Origin of the sequence: Saccharibacillus sp. O23, from assembly GCF_002205895.1 — a bacterium.
GTDB lineage: Bacteria > Bacillota > Bacilli > Paenibacillales > Paenibacillaceae > Saccharibacillus.
The window spans coordinates 501570-521167 of the sequence record NZ_NJDE01000003.1 but is presented as its reverse complement, the minus strand read 5'-3'; the positions used below and the strand labels follow the sequence as shown (position 1 = coordinate 521167).

The 19598-nt window shown below is 56.6% G+C and carries 21 protein-coding genes; 17 read left to right on the top strand and 4 right to left on the bottom strand.

What is annotated here, in order from left to right; genetic code table 11:
* Positions 1 to 2: 2 nt before the first annotated feature.
* The 8 genes from walK to greA all read left to right on the top strand — a co-directional run bounded on the left by walK (position 3) and on the right by greA (position 8188).
* Complete coding sequence (gene walK / locus CDO73_RS06255; protein ID WP_373446968.1) at positions 3 to 1868, top strand: cell wall metabolism sensor histidine kinase WalK; 1866 nt, start codon at positions 3 to 5, stop codon at positions 1866 to 1868.
* Positions 1865 to 3166 (top strand): YycH family regulatory protein, encoded by a 1302-nt coding sequence (locus CDO73_RS06250; protein WP_088487626.1) that lies wholly within the window; start codon positions 1865 to 1867, stop codon positions 3164 to 3166. Before walK ends, CDO73_RS06250 begins: the two co-directional genes overlap by 4 nt.
* Before the next feature lie 51 nt (positions 3167 to 3217).
* A complete protein-coding gene (yycI, locus tag CDO73_RS06245; RefSeq protein WP_088487625.1) occupies positions 3218 to 3958 on the top strand; it encodes a two-component system regulatory protein YycI in 741 nt (246 codons plus the stop codon).
* 33 nt (positions 3959 to 3991) lie between these two features.
* Entirely contained in the window at positions 3992 to 4807 is an 816-nt protein-coding gene (locus tag CDO73_RS06240) for an MBL fold metallo-hydrolase (protein WP_088487701.1), read from the top strand.
* A gap of 125 nt (positions 4808 to 4932) precedes the next feature.
* Positions 4933 to 6210 (top strand): S1C family serine protease, encoded by a 1278-nt coding sequence (locus tag CDO73_RS06235; RefSeq protein WP_088487624.1) that lies wholly within the window; start codon positions 4933 to 4935, stop codon positions 6208 to 6210.
* Between the two features lie 32 nt (positions 6211 to 6242).
* A complete protein-coding gene (locus CDO73_RS06230; protein WP_087797986.1) occupies positions 6243 to 6410 on the top strand; it encodes a CxxH/CxxC protein in 168 nt (55 codons plus the stop codon).
* A gap of 153 nt (positions 6411 to 6563) precedes the next feature.
* The gene (locus tag CDO73_RS06225; RefSeq protein ID WP_088487623.1) at positions 6564 to 7631 is read left to right on the top strand and encodes a YdcF family protein; all 1068 of its coding nucleotides are present in this window, start codon (positions 6564 to 6566) and stop codon (positions 7629 to 7631) included.
* 77 nt (positions 7632 to 7708) lie between these two features.
* Positions 7709 to 8188, top strand: a complete 480-nt coding sequence (greA, locus tag CDO73_RS06220) for a transcription elongation factor GreA (protein WP_088487700.1) — start codon at positions 7709 to 7711, stop codon at positions 8186 to 8188.
* Between the two features lie 120 nt (positions 8189 to 8308).
* On the opposite strand, the gene CDO73_RS06215 is transcribed toward greA, so the two are convergent.
* Complete coding sequence (locus tag CDO73_RS06215) at positions 8309 to 9739, bottom strand: alpha/beta hydrolase family protein (protein ID WP_088487622.1); 1431 nt, start codon at positions 9737 to 9739, stop codon at positions 8309 to 8311.
* Positions 9740 to 9810: 71 nt separating this feature from the next.
* Positions 9811 to 10974, bottom strand: coding sequence for a hypothetical protein (locus CDO73_RS06210; protein ID WP_088487621.1), 1164 nt, complete (start codon positions 10972 to 10974; stop codon positions 9811 to 9813).
* A gap of 138 nt (positions 10975 to 11112) precedes the next feature.
* Between CDO73_RS06210 and rlmH the strand changes: the two genes are divergently transcribed.
* Positions 11113 to 11592 (top strand): 23S rRNA (pseudouridine(1915)-N(3))-methyltransferase RlmH, encoded by a 480-nt coding sequence (rlmH, locus tag CDO73_RS06205; protein WP_088487699.1) that lies wholly within the window; start codon positions 11113 to 11115, stop codon positions 11590 to 11592.
* Between the two features lie 314 nt (positions 11593 to 11906).
* On the opposite strand, the gene CDO73_RS06200 is transcribed toward rlmH, so the two are convergent.
* Complete coding sequence (locus tag CDO73_RS06200) at positions 11907 to 12368, bottom strand: MarR family winged helix-turn-helix transcriptional regulator (protein ID WP_088487620.1); 462 nt, start codon at positions 12366 to 12368, stop codon at positions 11907 to 11909.
* Positions 12369 to 12606: 238 nt separating this feature from the next.
* Between CDO73_RS06200 and CDO73_RS06195 the strand changes: the two genes are divergently transcribed.
* Positions 12607 to 13566 carry a quinone oxidoreductase family protein gene (locus tag CDO73_RS06195; RefSeq protein WP_088487619.1) on the top strand — a complete coding sequence of 320 codons (960 nt, stop codon included), beginning with the start codon at positions 12607 to 12609 and terminating at the stop codon, positions 13564 to 13566.
* Positions 13567 to 13872: 306 nt separating this feature from the next.
* Here the strand turns inward: CDO73_RS06195 and CDO73_RS06190 are convergent, their stop codons facing one another.
* A complete protein-coding gene (locus CDO73_RS06190) occupies positions 13873 to 14625 on the bottom strand; it encodes an SDR family oxidoreductase (RefSeq protein WP_088487618.1) in 753 nt (250 codons plus the stop codon).
* A gap of 124 nt (positions 14626 to 14749) precedes the next feature.
* Between CDO73_RS06190 and CDO73_RS06185 the strand changes: the two genes are divergently transcribed.
* From CDO73_RS06185 to CDO73_RS06155, 7 genes are all read left to right on the top strand, one after another.
* Positions 14750 to 15292 (top strand): TetR/AcrR family transcriptional regulator, encoded by a 543-nt coding sequence (locus CDO73_RS06185; protein ID WP_179218604.1) that lies wholly within the window; start codon positions 14750 to 14752, stop codon positions 15290 to 15292.
* A gap of 363 nt (positions 15293 to 15655) precedes the next feature.
* Entirely contained in the window at positions 15656 to 15904 is a 249-nt protein-coding gene (locus CDO73_RS06180) for a DUF3291 domain-containing protein (RefSeq protein ID WP_256972585.1), read from the top strand.
* A 36-nt stretch (positions 15905 to 15940) separates the two neighbouring features.
* Positions 15941 to 16564, top strand: a complete 624-nt coding sequence (locus CDO73_RS06175) for a DUF2306 domain-containing protein (protein WP_088487615.1) — start codon at positions 15941 to 15943, stop codon at positions 16562 to 16564.
* Positions 16565 to 16734: 170 nt separating this feature from the next.
* Positions 16735 to 17487, top strand: a complete 753-nt coding sequence (locus tag CDO73_RS06170; RefSeq protein ID WP_179218603.1) for an SDR family NAD(P)-dependent oxidoreductase — start codon at positions 16735 to 16737, stop codon at positions 17485 to 17487.
* Between the two features lie 65 nt (positions 17488 to 17552).
* A complete protein-coding gene (locus CDO73_RS06165) occupies positions 17553 to 18143 on the top strand; it encodes a TetR/AcrR family transcriptional regulator (RefSeq protein WP_088487614.1) in 591 nt (196 codons plus the stop codon).
* A gap of 178 nt (positions 18144 to 18321) precedes the next feature.
* Positions 18322 to 18708 (top strand): MerR family transcriptional regulator, encoded by a 387-nt coding sequence (locus CDO73_RS06160; RefSeq protein ID WP_088487613.1) that lies wholly within the window; start codon positions 18322 to 18324, stop codon positions 18706 to 18708.
* A gap of 59 nt (positions 18709 to 18767) precedes the next feature.
* On the top strand, positions 18768 to 19589 hold the full coding sequence (locus CDO73_RS06155; RefSeq protein WP_088487612.1) for an NAD(P)-dependent oxidoreductase: 822 nt from the start codon (positions 18768 to 18770) through the stop codon (positions 19587 to 19589).
* Positions 19590 to 19598: the final 9 nt, after the last annotated feature.

The following is a 19598-nucleotide window of genomic DNA, read 5'->3' as shown; positions in this document are numbered from 1 at the left end:
GAATGCTGCGCAAAGCGTCGTTCTTCCGATCGGTTCAAGCGAAACTGATCATCGTCTACATGCTGCTGATCCTGATCGCCATGCAGCTGATCGGCGTGTATTTCGTCAGCGCGATGAAGACGTCGCTGACCAACAACTTCACGAACGACCTGAAGGAACAGGCCGAGCTGCTGTCCGTGCTGGCCGGGCAGAACTGGTCCGGCAGCGGCGAAGCGGCCGAAGACAAGGCGGCAAGCCTGCGCACGCTGGTCGACAACTTCTCCAGCATGAGCAGCGGCGAGATTCAAGTGCTCGACGTCAGCGGACGGGTCTTGATCACTTCGCTGTCCACCCATGCGGATCTCGTGAACAGCAAGAACACGCAGACCGTGGTCAGCCGCGCGCTGCAGGGCATCGACGATAACGAAGAATATATTATCGACGAAGACAATCTGCGCAAGAAAGTCGTCGCCAAGCCCGTGTTCAGCGGAGGCAAGATCGTCGGCGCGATCTATATCGTCGCTTCGATGCAGGGGCTGTACGACACCATGCAGCGCATCAACGGCATCTTTATCTCCGGCGTGCTGATCGCGCTCGGACTCACGGCCGTACTGGGCGTCATTCTGGCGCATACGGTCACGCAGCCGATCAAAGAGATGACCAAACGGGCGACCGCGGTCGCCGAAGGGCGTTTCCACGTGCGCATGCCGGTGTTCGGCAGCGACGAGATCGGCCAGCTCGGCGAAGCGTTCAACCATATGACGAGCCGCCTGCAAGGGGTACTGTCGCTCAACGAAGAAGAGAAAGAGAAACTCGCTTCGATCCTCACGAACATGAGCGACGGCGTGATCGCCGCCGACGAATCCGGTTCGGTCATTCTGGTCAACCGCGTGGCCAGCGCCATGATCGGGATGCGGGAGTCGGACATGATCGGCCGAAGCATCACCGCTCTGCTCGACCTGCCGGAAGAGGACGAGGAATTGGGCGCCGCCGGACTGCGCAGCATCATTCTCGGCGGCAGCGGCGGCACGCCGGATTCGCCCGGAGGACTGGGCGCGGCCGGCGACCTGACGATCAAGGCGACGCTCAGCCCGATCCACCGCCGGGAAGGCGGAACCGAGGTCGGCGTCAGCGGCACCATCGCCGTGCTGCAGGACATTACCGAACAGGAACGCCTCGATACGCTGAGGCGCGAATTCGTGGCCAACGTCTCGCACGAGCTGCGGACGCCGCTCACCACGATCAAGAGCTATACCGAAGCGCTGGAAGACGGCGCGCTCGACGACCGGGCCGTCGCCGGACGGTTCGTCGGCGTCATTCAGAACGAGACGGAACGGATGATCCGCCTCGTCACGGATCTGCTTCAACTGTCGCGCATGGATTCCAAAGAGACCAAGCTGCGGCGCAAAAAGACCGATCTGTACGGGATGATCGACGAAGCGGCCGAACGGTTCACGTTCCCGCTGCGGGACAAAGGCATCTCCGTCTCGCTCAAAGCTTCGCCGAATCTCGGCGCGGTCAGCGTCGATCGGGACCAGATCGATCAGGTGCTCGACAACGTCATCTCCAACGCGATGAAATACACGGCCGAAGGCGGCACGGTGACGCTGGACGCGTACCGTCTCGAAGACGGGCGGCGTTACGCGGTCGCGGTCGCCGATACCGGCATCGGCATTCCCAAAGAAGAACTGGGCCGCATCTTCGAGCGGTTCTACCGCGTCGACAAAGCCCGTTCGCGCGGCATGGGCGGCACGGGACTGGGTCTTGCGATCGCGCGCGAGATCGTGGAAGCGCACGGCGGCGAGATCGCGATCGAATCGGATTACGGGCAGGGCACGCGGGTGACCTTCACGCTGCCGGCTTATTCGGAAGGAGGCGGCGATAAGTGAAAGAGCGGCTCAAGACGGCGGCGCTTACGCTGCTCGTCGCCGTCAGCCTCGTGCAGAGTTATCTGCTGATCTACCGGCTGCCCGGCACGGGTTCGGTCGTCGTCTCTTCGGCGGGCTACGTGCGGACCGACGAGATGGGCGAGCAGCGCAGCGTCGAGGACACGTTGTATCCCGATCGCATGATCATCCATATGGGCGAAGACAAACATACGATTTTTTATCCGAATTCCGCGTTCTACAAGCTGATCTATGCCCGGATTCAAGCGCGCGATTTCGCGGCGTTTCAACCGCAGCCGATCGCGGCTCAAGATTGGGAGAAGGTCGCGGCGAACAACCCGGGCATCGAGCTGTCGTTCGGAGCCGGCCTGCCGGTATCGCTGCTGCAAAAAACGATGAAGCTGACGGTCGATCCGACTTTTCAGACGGCGGACATCAAACGAATCTGGATCTATACGGGAAAAGGCGAAGAAAAACCGAGAGCGTTCTTCTTCAGCGCGAACGGTCAAGACGTCTACGAAGCCAAACAGCTCGATCTTACCGTGCAGGACGTGCTTCAGCATGTGGCGTTCGGCGAAGAATGGACGCCGTACACGCCGCTTAAGAAGCATACGCTCTACATTCCGTCCAAACCCATCGTGCTGTCGGAGGCGGTGTTGGAAACGAACGCGTTTACCAGCGACCAGATGCAGCGCAATTTATTCGCCGATCCGGCGGTGACGCGCAATATCCACGAGCAGGACGGTTCGGAGATCTATACGGACAGCAAACGAAGCCTTCAGATCGAAGACGACGGAAGCTGGATGACGTATACCGATCCGGCAGCCGTGCCCGCGACGCTCGCCGACGCGACGGAAAGCGTGCTGTCGGCCGTCGATTTCATCAATCAGCACGGCGGATGGAACGGGCAGTACCGCGCGGAATTGTCGGAGAGCAGCGCTTCGTCGGCCGATTCGGACCTTAGCGTGCGATTCCAGCAGTATTACGGTTCGCTGCCGATTCTCGGCAGCGGCACGGTCCGCTACGGCTACATGAACCTGATTCTTCAGCAGGGCACCGTCTCGTTCTACGAACGTTCGCTGCTGGAGACGCCGGTCGACGGCAAGCAGGGACCGCAGTATAAGCTGGTCGGCGGACAGGAACTGATCGACCGGATCGCCAAAGTCGAAGAAGTTCACGGATTGAAAGTCCAAGACCTGTACCCGGCTTACACGCCGCGCATGAACGGCGATACGCTGCGCCTCGTGCCGGGTTGGGTAGCGAAGCTGTCCGACGGCACGAACGCGACATTCACGAACTGATCGAAGCCGCGTCGCCGCGAAGCTTCGGCAGGCGAGAGGAGGGACCGGAACTTGGATTGGGGAAGGGCCAAAAACGTCTTGATCTACGCGTTTCTGCTGCTGAATCTGGTGCTGGGCTATCAGCTCTGGAACGACGTGCGCGAGCAGCAGGGCGCCAATCTCGGCTTCGACTCGCTGAGCGTCAGTACGCAGCGGGCGATGGAGAAGAAAAATATTCAAGTGCTGACCTCCGTGCCTTCCGAAGCGCCGAGTCTGCCGAAGATCTCGTATCGGTATACGAAAGAGCGGACGAGCAAGCCGGTTCGATTGTCGGTTCCGGTAGACAGCAAGCTGATCTTCGCGCCGAACGATCTGGCTTCCGCGCTGCGTTCGGAGATCCCGGAGATCGGCAGCTACAGCTACGACGCGTTCGCGGGCGCCGGCGAAGACGGTTCGTTCACCCTGCATCCGCTGTTCGAACGCAAATGGCCGCTTTTTAACGCGAGCTTGGAGCTGTTCTACAACGATCAGAAGATCACGGCTTATCGCGGCGCTCCGGTCGAGATTCAAGATGCCGGAGGCGCGGCGGAAGTGCTGCCGGCGCAGAAAGCGCTCGGCACCCTGATCGAGAATTATCTGCCCGAAGGCACGGTGGTCAAAGAGATCGAACTGGGCTTCTACGGCCAGACTTTCGATTCCGAGACGCAGGTGGCGGCGCCGGTCTGGCGCTTCACCGTCGAGAACGCCGAAGAAGGGTCCGCGTACAGCGTCTATTACGTGCAGGGCATAAGCGGAGACGTCATCAGTCCCTGAAGCAGCAAGAGAGAAGGAGATCGAAACATGGGTATGGGAATGCGTTTTACCGTATTGTCGAGCGGATCGACGGGCAACGCCACGGTGGTCGAACTCGGCGGCACGTCGATTCTGGTCGATGCCGGGCTGAGCGCAAAAAGACTGGAAGAACTGTTCCGCGAGCGGGAAGTCTCGCCGGAGCATTTAAGCGGAATTCTGATTACGCACGAACACTCGGATCATATCAAAGGTCTGGGCGCGATGGCGCGCAAGTATAAGCTGCCGATCTACGCGAACGAACAGACGTGGAACGCGATGGAGAAGCATGTCGGGAAGATCGAACCGGAACAGCGCAAGATCATGGAGACCGGAGCGGCGGCGGATTTCGGTTCGCTGCGCGCCGTCTCGTTCGGCATCTCCCACGATGCGGCCGAACCGGTCGGCTATACGTTCGACGACGGCACGCACAAGCTGAGCCTCGCGACCGATCTCGGCTACATGAGCGACAAAGTCAAAGAAGCGATCTCGGATTCCGACGTGCTGGTGCTGGAAGCCAATCACGATATCGAGATGCTGCGGATGGGCCGCTACCCGTGGAACATCAAGCGGCGTATCCTGAGCGATCTCGGTCACCTGTCCAACGTGGCGGCCGGCGAAGCGTTAAGCGATCTGCTGAACGGCCGGCTCAAACGGACGTACCTCGCGCATCTCAGCCTCGACCACAATATGATGGAGATCGCGAAGATGACGGTCAAATGTTCGATGGAAGACTGCGGCGTCTTTTTCAAAGACAGCGAGTTCAAGCTCTGCGATACGAGTTGGAATACGCCGACGCCGTGGGACGAAGTGGGAAGCCGGACCGGCGGATAAGGTTCTCCGACTCGGCGTCGTCCGCCGGGTAAACCGTTTAATGAAAAACAGAACGGCTGTGCCGCCGGAACGACAAGCCGTTTCGGACAGGCAAGCAAGACATCCGGATGGAAGGAAGGGTGCGAATGGGCCTGTTTGACGATAAATATTACGGAGGCAGCGGCCGCCGAAAAGGCTTCGGCGAAGGCCGCGGAGCATCCGGGCGCGACCGCCGCAGATTCGCCCGTTCCGCAGGTTACCGCGAAGGTCGCGGCCGATCGGGTATCCGCACCGCCGCGCTCAGCGCGATATTGGCTTCTTTGTTGACCGCTCTGCTTCTGTTCGGCTTGTTCACGACGTTCTTGCTGCCGAAACTAAGCGGAGCGGCGCTGAATCCGACTTCCGCTTCCGCATCCGCCTACGATCCGTACGACCGGATCGTGCAGGCGGCGGCGGCCGTGCGGCCCGCGGTCGTCAGCGTCGTCAATCACCGCGCGGCGAAGGCGGATAGCGAAGACGAAGAGGCGCTGGAAGGTGCGGCGCTCGGTTCGGGCGTCGTATTCCAGAAAGACGGCAAAGACGCTTACGTGATCACGAATCATCATGTGGTCGCCGGCGGACAAGAATTGGAAGCGGTGCTGGTCGACGGCACGAGCCTCAAAGCGCAGTTGGTCGGTTCGGACGTCATCACGGATGTAGCCGTGCTGAAGATCGACGGTTCGAAGGTCAAAGCGGTCGCGCAGATCGGCGATTCCGATCGTCTGGATCTCGGCGAGACGGTCATCGCGCTCGGCAATCCGCTCGGACTCGGCGATACGCTCACTTCGGGGATCGTCAGCTATCCGAAACGGGTGATGCCCGTCTCGCTGAACGAAGACGGCGTCTACGATTGGGAGCAGCAGGTCATCCAGACCGACGCCGCGATCAACGAAGGCAACAGCGGCGGCGCGCTGGTCGACCTGAACGGGAAACTGATCGGCATCAACACGATGAAGATCTCCAGCACCGGCGTCGAAGGCATCGGCTTCGCCATTCCGATCAATCAAGTCATGGCGACGACGGACGAACTGCTCAAGAACGGCAAGATCAGTCGGCCTTACTTGGGCGTCTATTCGCTGGACCTGAACAATCCGTACGCGCCGCTCGGCGAAGAACAGGTCAGCAATCTGAAACTGCCGAGCGAGATCAAGAAAGGCGTCGTCGTGCTGGAATCGCTCGGCCCGGCCAAAGACGCGGGTATCCGATTGAACGACGTGATCGTCGGTTTCGACAACCAGTCGATCGATTCGACGCTGATGCTGCGGAAATACCTGTACGAACGCAAGCAGATCGGCGACAAGATGAAAGTCACGTATTACCGCGAAGGCAAGAAGCAGACGGCCAGCGTCACGCTCGGCGAACGGCCGGAAGCCGATCAACAATAAGTTTTCCTATCAAACCATCGGGAGTGTCATTCATGTACTGTGTATGCAAACAACATATCGAGACGGCATTGGATCAATTTCTGGACGAATACGAAGACGCGCCGGATCTCGTGAACCTCAAAGAAACCGAGTTCTCCGACTGGGATCCGCCGCTCAAATGCGCGCACTGCGAAGCGCCGGCGGAAGTGCTGGTGGTCTAGTACCTTTAGTGTTGACAAGATTTTAGCGGACTCCGGTCCGAACACACGGTTCGATTACCATGCGACCGACGGGCGGACCGTCTTCTCGCTTCGGGATGACCCGAAGCGGAGGCGGTCTTTTTCGGGCGGCGGGACGAAAGGAAGCTTCGAGCGATGATCCTGTTTGTGAGTTACGGGCTGACCGCCCTTTTTATGCTGGCCTTTCTGATCAGCTATCTGCGAGATAAGCGTCGCATCCGGGTCGGCATGCTGCTGACGTTCGGGCTGCTGCTGCTCGCGTTCTCGCTGATGATCAGCATCGTGCAGGTCGCGGACGACAACCGCGCGGTGTTCTATGCGGCGGCGTTCGGTTTTATGACGCTGGTCGTGCTGCTTCCGCTGCTGGTGATCGGCACGGGAGCCGGTTTGATCTACAACGCGCGCATTTTATGGAGAAAAGAAGGCTTCAAACCGAAAAACCTGCTGACGCTCGGCGTCGGCCTGCTGATCTTCCTGTTCTTGGGACTCATGATCTTCTCGCCGCTGTGGACGACTTATCAAGCGATCGCGCTGCCCGTCGCGCTGATGATGGCCGTCGCCGGATACTTCGGATTCGTGTTCTTGTGCTATTTGGTCTCGTGCGTGCTGTACAATCTGGTCCGCCCGCGTCCTCCGCGCGATTATATCGTCGTGCTCGGCGCGGGACTCAAAGGCAACGTCGTGACGCCGCTGCTCGCCGGACGACTGAAACGCGGCATCGCCTTTTACAAAAAGCAGGAGACGATGCCGTACGTCCCGCCCAAGTTCGTCGTGTCCGGCGGCAAAGGTTCCGACGAATTGATCTCCGAAGCCGCCGCCATGCGGAATTATCTGCTGGAACAAGGCATTCCGGACGAATGGATCCTGATGGAAGACCAGTCGGTGAACACGCTCCAGAACATGGCTTTTTCCAAAAAGATCATGGACGAGCAAAGCGGCGAAGACCGGTACAGCTGCGTGTTCGCGACGAATAACTTCCATCTGTTCCGAGCCGGCGTGTATGCGCGCAAAGCCGGGCTGAAAGCCGACGGGATCGGGTCGAAGACCGCGTTTTATTATCTGCCGAACGCCTTCATCCGCGAGTATATCGCCATCTTGTCGATGTACCGCCGCTGGCATCTGTTTTTCGTCGGATGCATCGTGGTGATGTTCGCCGGAATCGCGCTTGCGTTCTGGTGGGCCGAGCGCGCCGTGTCCTCATGATTGCCGAAGAGGTCGATTGTTGAAGGAAAAAGGAGTACACTGAATAGAGAAGACTTTAGAGTGGGGTGAGCAAAAGCATGGCAGACGAAGAAGTAGTATTGACGCAGGAAGGGTTCGACAAGCTCCAGGCGGAGCTCGACGACCTCAAATACGTGAAACGCAAAGAGCTGGCGGAGCGCATCAAGCTGGCGATCAGCTACGGCGACTTGAAAGAAAACAGCGAATACCATTCGGCCAAAGACGATCAGGCCTTTATGGAGACGCGCATCATCATCTTGGAGAAAATGCTGAACAGCGCCCGCATCGCGGACGCGGCGCATACCGATTCGAGCACGATTCACGTCGGTTCGAACGTGGTGCTCAAAGATATCGAGTTCGGCGACACGCTGGAATATCAGGTGGTCGGCCCGGCCGAAGCGGACGTGGCGAACGGCAAGATCTCTTACGAGAGCCCGCTCGGCAAAGCCCTGATGGGCAAAGCGCTCGGCGACAAGATCAACGTCGAAGCGCCGATGGGCATGATTCAATACGAACTGCTGGAGATCAAAGGGCTGTAAAGCCGGATCGTCCGCTGCATTTCATAAAAAAGACGGCTTTTTCGCATAAGAGCGAAAAGCCGTTTTTTTGCGCGCAAAATCAGAACCCGAATCCGGTTTTCGGCAGCGAGACAACGACGATCACTGCTCCGCGATCCACTCGGCCAGATCCTCGACGACCTCGATCGGCACATTGCCCGGCAGCATGTATTCGGCTCCCGTCGACTGCGTTTCCGAGCGCACGAACAGATGGTTCAGCTTCGGGTACAGCTTGTAGACGATATTGTCGCGCGCGAACAGCGCTTTTTGCCAGCCGTCCAGATTGTCCGGGCTGACCTGCATATCGTTGTCGCCCTGCAGGATCAGCATCGGCAGGGTCTGCTTGGCCGCCAGCTCGCCGCTTTTGTAATTCCGGAAATCGAACCACCATTCGGGATGCGGCAGGACGAATCCGTTCAAGCCGTTTTTTTCGGAAAAGAGCGGAAATTTCAGCAGATCGTACTGCGAGCGGAAAAAGGCAAGCTGCTGCTCCACGTTCTTGATCTGCTGCGAGGAGGCGCCGTTCTGACGGGCCGTCTTCAGCATGTCTTCGTACTGCCGCAGCATCATATCCTCGATCGGCACAGAAGGTCCTGCCATCACCATCGCGCCGCGAAGCGATGACGCTCCGAGTTTGGTCTGCGCCTGCTTCACGATTCGGGGAATCAGCATGCCGCCTTGGCTGTGGCCGAGCACGAAGATCCGGTCGCGGTCGATGTCCGGCGTCTGCCGCAGCTTGGCGATCGCGCTGACCGCATCGTCTACCGTTTCTTCCCGCACGGTAAAAGGCGCATGTTCCGTTTTGAGGGCATGCTCCCGGGTCCGTTTCTCGTAGCGGAGCGAGGCGACGCCTTGGCCCGCCAGCCCGACAGCCAGATCGCGGAACGTTTTGGCGCCGCCGATCGAGTCGTCGCGGTCGTTCGGACCGGAACCGTGCACCAGCACCACGACGGGAAAAGGTCCTTTGCCCGCGGGAACCGTCAGCGTTCCGGGCAGCGCGAACGTGCCCGAACCGACCGTGATTTCCCACTCCCGGTAAGCGCCCGGCACGTCGTAAGACGGCGGCTCGTAAGCGTTCGGGTACAGCGCGGGGATCAGCAAATCGTCGATTCGCCCGCTGCGGTCGAAGCGTACGGTCACGGCGAAAGATCCGCCCGACGCCGTCGTATAGGTCAGTTCGGCATTGCGGTGAACGGCGGTGTCTTCGAAAGCGATTTTCTTCAGCTGCTTCGGCTTGCCGTAAGCGGCCGTAACATCCTTCATCCACGTCTCGAGCGCCTGCTCGTTCACCGCTTTGCGCAGATTATGGCTCAACAAGCCGCGCGCGCTTTTCGCGTCGCCCTGAGTCATCAGCGCGACGAATCGTTTGGCCTGCGCGGCATCGTCGGCGGTCGAAGCGGGAAACGGTGCCGGCTTTGCAAGACGCGTCTGCCCTGCCGAGTCCGCTGCGTCTGCCGCCCAAGTTTGCATCGGCTCTCCTGCCAGCAGCACCGCCGCCAAAGCGGACAGCGCGGCGATCTTCGTTTTCTTCATTCGAAAGCTCCTCTCCGGATCGGAATATCTCCAGCATAGAGAGCGAGCTTAAAAATACGGTACGGATCGGTTTAAAAACAAGTTAATTTTCGCGCCTGTCCGTTCAGAAAAACTTCGGCTTCCGGACAACGTTCAAGCAGGTTTATGCCGCGCATCCGCAGAATCCGCTGCATGAAGATCGTATCGGTCAGCAGCCGGTTGACGAGGAGCATGCACGTTTCCGGTTCGGATGCGAAATGGGCGATCAGCCGCGACAGTTCGCCGGGATCGAAAAACAGCACGTACAGCACGTAATGGTCCAGCAGCATCTCGGCGATCGAGGCGAGGTAGGCGTCCATTTGGGCGCTTTGACGCGCAGACCGCGTTAAGTCTCGCATCAGCTCGAAGACCTCTCCGGGAGCGGCGGTGTAACTCTTGAGCAGTTCGTCCGGGTGATGAATCCAACGCAGCGCTTGACGCAGGAGGACGGATGTTTCTGGATGCGTCTCCGTCGGCCAAGCAGGCAGCATTGGCGCGTGTTCCGCAGCGATATTGCCTTCGACGACGTCCAGCAGTTCGAGCGTCAGTCCGAGGTTGGTTTGGATCTGCTGCGGCGACAAGAGCAGGCGATCGGCATAAGCTGAATGATGCTGCGCATAATAGTCGTGGTAAGCCCGGAAATAATCGCGCACGACAACGCCGCTTTCGGTATGGATCAACCGCGTCTTCGTTGGGTTATGCTCGGGATCCGAGGAAGGCTGCGCAATCAGCGAAAAAGCTTCCAACGTGTCGCCGTTCACCGGATGCGCGTACAAGAAAAACCAGAAACCGAATTCTCGCAGCTCATTTTTTTGCTTTTCGTTTAGAGAAGTGACCGAAGACAACCTTCCCAATACAAAAAAGCAGTGCTGCTTCATGCGTTCGTTCATGGCGTGAGCAGGCGCGAGCGGCGGAAGAGACAGCGTCGCGTTCAGCGCGTACAGCAGAAAGTTCAGGACCTGCTCGTCATAGACGTTTAACATCGGAAAAAATTCGTGCAGCAGAGGCAGCCGCTGTCCGGGATCTCCGTAACGCGGATCGGGCGGCCATAGCTCGGAATTCCAATCGGCGAAGGTAGCGCTGTCCTCTTTCTTGTAAAAAAGTTCGATGCTACCGTCTTCGCACTCGGCATATTCGAAATCATCGGCATCGCGCAGCGGCGGTTCGAGCTCGAACTTGAGACGAATCCGGTCGGCGTATAGAGGGCGGAGATTCATGAGCGAGGCTCCTTTCTTTTTGGTTCCAGTATAACGCTCGGGTCGGCGGAACCGGAAATACGGCCTTTTTTTGCGCGGCTGCGGGGAGTCTATCGTATAATGGAGGCATCACATCACGAACGGAATATGGGAGGCATTATGTTTATTCAAATCATCGGAGTCGGCAAGTTGAAAGAAAAATATCTGGTTCAGGGCATCGCGGAGTACAGCAAGCGGCTGACCCCTTACGTGAAGCTTCAGATCGTGGAAGTCCCGGACGAGAAAGCCCCGGATACGCTGAGCGACGCGGAAGTGAGGATCGTGAAAGACAAGGAAGGCGAGCGGATTCTAAGTCATATCAAGCCGGACGCCCATGTGATCGCGCTGACGCTGGACGGAAAGATGTGGAGCTCCGAGGATCTGGCATCCGAGCTGGATCGGCTGGGTACGTACGGCAGCAGCCATGTCGTCTTCGTGATCGGCGGGAGTCACGGGATCGGGGATGACGTGATTCGGCGTGCGCAGCAGAAGCTATGCTTCGGGAAGATGACGCTGCCGCATCAGTTGATGAGGTTGGTGTTAGTGGAGCAGGTGTATCGGGCGGTGAAGATTAATCGGGGTGAACCTTACCATAAGTAGGGCGAAATTTTGAAACGAAACGATATTTGGAATGAAGAAGTATTATTGACGCAGGAAGGGTTCGACAAGCTTCAGGCGGAGCCCGATGACCTCAAATACGCGAAATCAAAGAGCTGGCCGAGTGCATCAAGCTGGCGATCAGCTGCGGAGACAAGATCAACGTGGACTCGCCTATGGTCACGGTCTCGTACGAACTGCTGGAGATTAAGGAACTGTAGGAATCAGGTTAAAGAATTGCATCGGAAAAAGAAGACGGCCCGACCGCGTGTTTGTGCGGGGAGGTCGTCTTTTTTGCATGAAAAAAGACGGGGAGGTCATACCTTCCGGACTTCGGCGACTTTGAGAGCCAGTAACGCAAGCTGCCCGCGCTCGGCTTCCGTAAGCACTCCGACCAGTTCGCCGATCCGGCGCTCGATCTCGCCGCCGATCTCGCGGGCGATTCGCCGTCCGTCCGGCGTCAGCCTGACGTGGAAGCCGCGCCGGTCTTCCGGCGAAGGAATGCGTTCGACCAGATGCCGGCGCTCGGCGCGATCGATCAGGCCGGTGATGCTGGACTTGTCGAGCTCCAGGCGTTCGGCCAGCTGCTTCATGCTCGGCTCGCGATCGCGCAGGATGCCGAGCAGACGAAGCTGGATCGGCGAGAGATCGTACACGGCGCCCGAGCGCCCCAGCACCGATTGGATTACGTACGACAGCTGAGCGAGGCCGTCTACGATCGAAGAAGTGTCTGCAATAGCGGACGGTTGGGAAGCAGGATTGGAAGTCTCGTTATTCATAAGCGTTCACTCCGGATTTTGTAATGGATCTAGCGGATTCTTGCTTAAGTATAACATAAAAGAGTTGACTTAGTACGTGGGGCAAACTATATTGTTTGTGAGACAAACTAAAAAGTTTCGAGCTGCCGGCAAGTCTTAGCCTCGAACCGCAAAACGCGGCGAAGTTCAACCGGCGGCAAAGTATGAAGATTCACCGGCAGCGCCGGATAGACGTTAACCGTTCAAGGAGGAATAATTGATGAATGCAGCCGTAGTAAGGTTTTTTGATTCGGTTCCGAAGTATGAAAGCTTTGAGGTACCGCAGCCTTCGGGCGACCACGAAGTGCGCGTCGACGTTCTGGCATCGGCTCTGCATCTGCGTGTCCGCGGGCAGGCGGACGGTTCGCACTATACCAGCACCGGCGAACTGCCGCTGATCCCGGGCGTCGACGGGGTCTGCCGTTTGCCGGACGGAAGAACGGCGTATTTTGTTTCGTCCGATACGGCGTACGGCGCGATGGCCGAGCAGACGGTCGTCGATCTGCGCCGCTGCGTGCCGCTGCCGGAAGACGCCGATCCGGTTCTGATCGCCGCGGCGATGAACCCGGCGATGTCCGCTTGGGTGGCGCTGCACCGCCGCGTCTACTTTCCGCCCGGCGGGCAGGTGCTGGTGCTCGGCGCAACCGGCAGTTCGGGGCAGATGGCGGTGCGCATCGCCAAGCTGCTGGGCGCAAGCCGGGTAATCGGCGCGGGCCGCGATCCGCAGCGCTTGCAGGAGCTGCTCGGCATAGGAGCGGACGAAGTCGTGTCGCTGTCCGGCGACCCGGCGGAAGTGTCCGACCGCCTAGCCGAAGCGGCGTCCGAAGTCGATATCGTTATCGACTACCTGTGGGGACACGTCGCGGAGCTTGCCATGCTGCCGCTGCTGAAGCGGCGCTCCGACCGCAGCCGATCGCTGCACTGGATCGAGATCGGCTCAATGGCCGGCTCTTCGGCATCGATCCCTTCCGCCGCGCTGCGTTCGGCCAACTTTTACCTGATCGGCAGCGGCCAGGGCTCCGTCACTACCGCCGGCTATCTTGCCGAATTCCCGGCGCTGATCGAAGCGATCGCGAGCGGCAAGTTACCCTTGAACACTCGGACAGTACCGCTCTCCGAGGTCGAAGCTGTCTGGCAGGAGCCTGCGGATGCTTCGCGGCGGGTTGTGTTTGTGCCTTGAAGATGGCTGGACGGCCTAGTAGGTAAGTGCCTATAGAAATGCGAAGCAAAAAGTTCTTATACGAACATTGAGTTCCGTAAGAGCTTTTTTAAACAGCTTATGAAAGGAACCATGGTTATTCAAAGCGGCTCAGCCTAAAAAATACGCATTGGCATTTTCATCGGATTCCAACTCGGTGCTTTCGACCTTTCTTGACACGAGTCTGCTTCTCGAGTGTTTGAAGCAGATTTCTTTGCGTTTCCATGAGGGAGGCAGCAATCATAGTGTGGAACTCTGGAAACAGGAAAGCGAGATCTAAATAAATTCTCAGCCCCGTGTCATCGCATTCGAAAGGGTATCCGGAAAGTATTTTCCTGCAAAGCGCAAAAGTTTCGAGAAGCCCGGAACGACCTGCCTTTTGTTATGCTCCATGCCTTGGATTCCGTGCTTTAAGAGCGTGTCCAAGCTCATGCTGGGAATGCCGCCGCTCTGCGCGCCGGATTCCAGATTGGTTCCCGCCACGAGCGGCGGAACAAGCTCCATAACATGTATGTTTTTTGCCGATTTCTTGAGTTGGATTCGCAGTGCGTCGGTAAACATATGCACTCCCGCCTTGGTAGCCGAATAAACGGGATGGATAGGGGACGAGACGTAGGAAAGACCGGAGCTTACGGTTACGATCATCGCTTCGCTTTGTTTGGACAATTGCGGGAGCAGCGCTTCCGTCATCCAGATAGTCCCGTTTAAGTTCGTGTCGATCTCTGCGGTAGTCTGCTCCAAATCGAAGGTACCGTCCATCACTTCGAAGGCGCGCATAATACCTGCCGAGTTGAACAGGATGGAGACTTCAGGGTAGCGGTCGCGAAGGAATGCAGCCATTCCGCGAACGGAATTTGCCTCGGAGACGTCGCCTTGCAGCCCGATAAGCCCCGGATGTTGATGCGTCACTTGATCGAGGGTCGTTTGATTTCGTCCGATGACGATGACTTTATTGCCGCGATTCAAAAAATGTAAGGCAAATACAAGTCCGATACCCGAAGTACCGCCCGTAACGACGATTGTACGATTTGAGAGCTTCATGAAGGAGTCTCCTTTTTAAGTTACGTTTTTTTGTTTTTGTAACTAGGAACGACCTAAGGATATAATGCTTAGTTACAAAAGTCAATAGTTGTAACCTGTAGAGTCAATCCGTATAATAAAAACCATGAAAACTTTAAGCAAAGAACTTATTTTGGAAACCTCTCATCGAATGGTTGTCGAACAGGGAATGGAGAAAGTTAATCTGTCCAAAGTCAGTACGGCATTGGGTACGACTCACGCCGCGATTTATAGATATTTTTCGAGCAAGGAAGAGTTGTGGACCGAGCTTGCATTGTCGTGGCTGGACCATGAACTGGCTGGCCTTTTTCCGTTTGATACAGAAAAGTACTCGACGAAAAAAGATATCGTGCATGCATGGTTATGGGTATTAAGCAAATCGAAATATGACGCTTATGTACGCGAGCCTGAAATGTTCAAGCTGTATACCGCTTATATTGATCGAAATCCCGTGGTAGTCGCTCGGCACATCGGCGATTTGCTGGACAGTTTAAAAGCAGCAAGCGGCATCGAGGACGTTGGACGATTGTATGCCGTTTTAATGGCTTTTTCTTATTTTTCCGCACCCGCTTATGCAGAAAACTGGCTGAGTATGGATTTCAAAGCACAGTTTGAAGCGGTTTGGCAGCTGATCGAAAGCGGAATTTAGATACCGGTTATCGAAAAGGTCCATAGTCAATCGAGTATGAGGCCATCCCGTTCGGATCGCGACTCCTGCCGAATCGAACCGCACACCTCAACCCATCCTCAACTTCCGCAGGCCTACAGCCTAGCGGATTTTTTTATTCAACCCCCCGAATCCGTCGAATCAGGCAAAAACGCCGCCGAAAAGGGCAATGACCGCAGCATCCCATCCCCTATACTTAGAACAACCGAAAATGAATATTCTGCGGAAGGGGCGATTTCGTTGTTGATTTCAGTGACACGGGTGCGATTGAAAGGCAGATGGGCGCTTCCGTTTTTTATTTATCATATCGTCCGATCAAACCAGCAGTTGAACGGAGCGGCCGGGATGCTGCATTCCGATCTTACGCGCGACAGTTGGATCGTAGGTTGGACGATGTCGGCATGGGAGAACAAGGACCGCATGCTGGAGTACCGCAACCGCGGCGATCACGCCAAGGCCATGCGGATCGCGCGCCGGATCGGAGACGAATTCGAAGCTGTCCATTGGGAGGCCGATACGATTCCGAGCTGGACCGAAGCGAAGACCCGTTTGCATCAAAAATACGGCCGGAAATCGGACACGCGCAAGCGGTGAAAGGTTTCCCGACAGCAGCGAAGGAGGAGCATTCTTATGGCCAATAAACGAATTCGGGCACTCGTGTTTATTTTCGCCTTTGCGATTGCCGGATACGTGATCGTTCAGTACGGCGTTATTGGAGCCGGTCATGCTGGACTTGTTTCTTTCAAATTGCAAAAGCCGGATTTCGAGCTCAAACCTTGGGTCTATGTGCTGTACGCTCACATTGTCACCGCGACGTTCGCTTTGGCTGCAGGACCTTTTCAACTGTTCATCAAGCCGAAAGAAGGCAGAAGACGTTGGCATCGCCGATTGGGGTACGGATATGTTCTTTCGATTACGGTGAGCGGGATCGTGAACGTGTATTTATCTCTTTTTGCGACGGGCGGTTGGATCTCCGGGCTCGGGTTCATCTCGCTTGACGTGTTGTGGGTGGGAACTACGCTTATAGCCGTTAGAAAAATTATAGGCAAAGACGTTCAAGCCCATAAAGAATGGATGCTTCGCAGTTACGCGCTGACTTTTTCGGCGGTGACGCTTCGGATCTTTTTGGCGCCGCTGGCTATTCTGCTCGGCGATTTCGAAGCGGCGTTTCGGGTGGTCGCTTGGCTGTGCTGGATTCCGAATCTGCTCGTCATCGAAGCCGTGATTGCCAGAATGAGGCTGCGGCAAGGGTAATAATTCGCGATTTGAAATCAGAATTGACATTCGTTAAGGAAGTAGGATATAGTGAGGTTCATAATTATGAAACGATTGGTTCAAAAATAAAAGCGAGATAAAAACTCTTTAGGGAGTTTTTTTACGACTATTTTTGAACCTTTCAGTCCAAAAATGAGAGGAGTTTTATCATGCAGATCGTAACTAAACGTTTGGAAGGCAAAAAGGCGCTCGTCACCGGAGGCGCTCGCAGCATCGGTGCGGAAATCGTGAAGAGACTGGCAAGCGAAGGCGCATCGGTCGCGTTCACCTATGTGCGTTCGCAGAATACGGCGGATGATCTCGTAGCGGAAATCGAGGCGGAAGGCGGCCGAGCTCTGGCGATTCGCGCGGACAGCGCGGACGTCGAAGCTGTAAAAGGCGCGGTGGATCAGACGGTCGAAGCTTTCGGCGGGATCGATATTCTGGTCAATAACGCCGGAATTTCCATGATGAAGCCGTATGCCGAGTTTACGTCGGAAGAATTCGATCGCATGGTCGCGGTAAACTTCAAGGCTGTTTTTGCCGGTATTCAAGCGGCCGGCCCGCGAATGAAAGAGGGCGGTCGCATTATCAATATCGGGAGTATCGCCGCTGTCAGCAATCCGTTTCCGGGCAACAGCCTCTATACCGCGACGAAAGCTGCGGTAGCCGGCTTGACACGGGCTCTGGCTCGCGATCTGGCACCGCAAGGGGTGACGATCAATAATATTCAACCGGGCATGATCGATACCGACATGAATCCGGGAGACGGTCCTTTGGCCGCATTGATCCAAGACTCGGTTCCGCTGGGACGTTACGGCACGGCATCCGAAGTCGCGAGTCTGGTCGCTTATATCGCTTCGCCCGAATCGAGTTATATTACCGGAGCGAGCCTGAACGTCGACGGCGGTACGGACATTTAATTTTGGGTCATTCGAGCGCTTGTAGTATAATGTGGAGTATTGATTTTATGAAAGGAGGGAAGATTATGGGTCCCGGACGTCCTCGTGCTTTCGAGATTAAGCAGGCTCTTGAAGCGGCTATGGAAGTCTTTTGGCAAAAAGGATACGAAGGCGCTTCGTTGAGCGATCTCACCGAAGTCATGAACATCAATCGCTCCAGCTTCTACTCGACCTTCGGCAGCAAAGAGAAATTGTTCCAGAAGGTGCTCGAACTTTATTTGGAAGAAGGACCGCCTCATGCTCTCGTAGTCGCGCTTCAGGAATCGACGGCAAAAGAGGTCGTCCGCAAGTTTCTTCAGGCCTCCGCGGAGGCGGCGACTCGTCCTTCCTATCCTCCCGGCTGTATGACCGTCATCGGAGCGATCACATGCAGCGATGAATCTTCTCCCGTCAAGCTGTCGTTGACCGAGTGGCGTATTCAGATCGAAAAAGAGCTGAGGGTGCGTTTAGAAACAGCCAAGAAAAACGGAGATTTGCCCGAGCATACGGATCCCGTCGCATTGGCCCGGTATCTCGCTACCCTGTCGTCAGGGATGTCGATTCAAGCCGTCAACGGTGCCAGCCGCGAAGATCTGGAATCGGTCGTAGCGATCGCGATGAGCGCTTTGTCTCTATAGAAGCCGTGATTACAGAACGGTGCGGGTATAAAAGCATGAGAGAATCGATCCTAGAAGGATCGGTTCTCTTTTTTGCGAAGTGAGCCTGAATAGAGCCGCCTTTACATTTCAAAATCCCGGTGCTACTATACAAACATGACGTTAACGTCATGTTTGTATAGGCGAGGAGTGAATCATCATGGATCGTATGCGTATCGGCGATTTGACGGAACGCGCAGGGGTAACCCAGCGAACGGTTCGCTATTACGAGAGCATCGGATTGCTGTCGTCCGGCGAACGCGAAGGCAAGGGTCACCATTACTACACGGAAGAAACGATTGCTCGTCTGCAGAAGATCGATCAGTTGAAGAAGATCGGTTTAAGTTTGGAAGAAATTCGGGACGTCATCGATCTGTATTTCACGGATACGAGCGGGGTGGCGCCGAAACGCAAAGTGCTCGACATCTTGCGCCGGCATCTGACCGAAACGGACCGTAAGATCGAAGCGCTCGGGCAGTTCCGCAGCGATTTGCAGTCGAATATCGAACGTTTCGAGCAGTGGCTCGAAGCGAATGAGAGAGATTAAATTTTTTACTCCAAACATGACGTTAACGTCATGTTCACTAATCGATGGAGGTTAAATTCATGAGCGAAAACATCGGATTTATCGGACTCGGATCTCTGGGTATGCCAATTGCCGTCAATCTGCTGCAAGCCGGATATGCGTTAACCGTATACAACCGTACTCCGGAAAAAGCCGAACCGCTCGTTGCCCAAGGAGCGCGGCAGGCGGTTCGTCCGGCCGACGCCGTGACGACCGGCGGCATCGTCGCCACGTTGGTATGGGACGATCAGGCGCTGGAAGACGTCGTGAACAGCGAAGATTTTCTGGATCGACTAGGGCCGGGCGGTATCCATGTGTCGATGAGTACGGTGTCGCCGGATACGGGCAGGAAGCTGGCGGAGCTGCATGCGCGGCATGGCTCTGTCTATGTGGAAGCGCCGATCTTCGGACGGCCGGAAGCCGCCGCCGCCAAGCAGCTGTGGATTCCGATAGCCGGTCCGCAAGAAGCGAAAGAGCGGGTACGGCCGCTGCTGGAAGCGATGGGAGCGAAAGGAGTCTTCGATTTCGGCGAAGAAGCCGGTTCGGCCGTACTCGTCAAACTGATCGGCAACTTCCTGATCGTCTCTGCCGCACGTTCGCTGGAAGAAGCATTAGCCATAGCCGAACGCGGCGGCGTTGATCCTACGGCCGCCGTTAGTATGCTGACCAGCACGCTGTTTACCGCCCCGATCTATCAAAGCTACGGCAAAATGATCGCCGAGAAGTCCTCCATATCCGACAGCAAAATCCCGCAAAAAGATGTCGGCCTCCTGCTGACGGCGGCGCAGCAGACGCAAGTTCCGGCTCCGCTGTCAGGGCTGCTGCTGGATCTGCTGGAGAACGGAGAGCGGAACCGAACGTAAAGCTAGAAT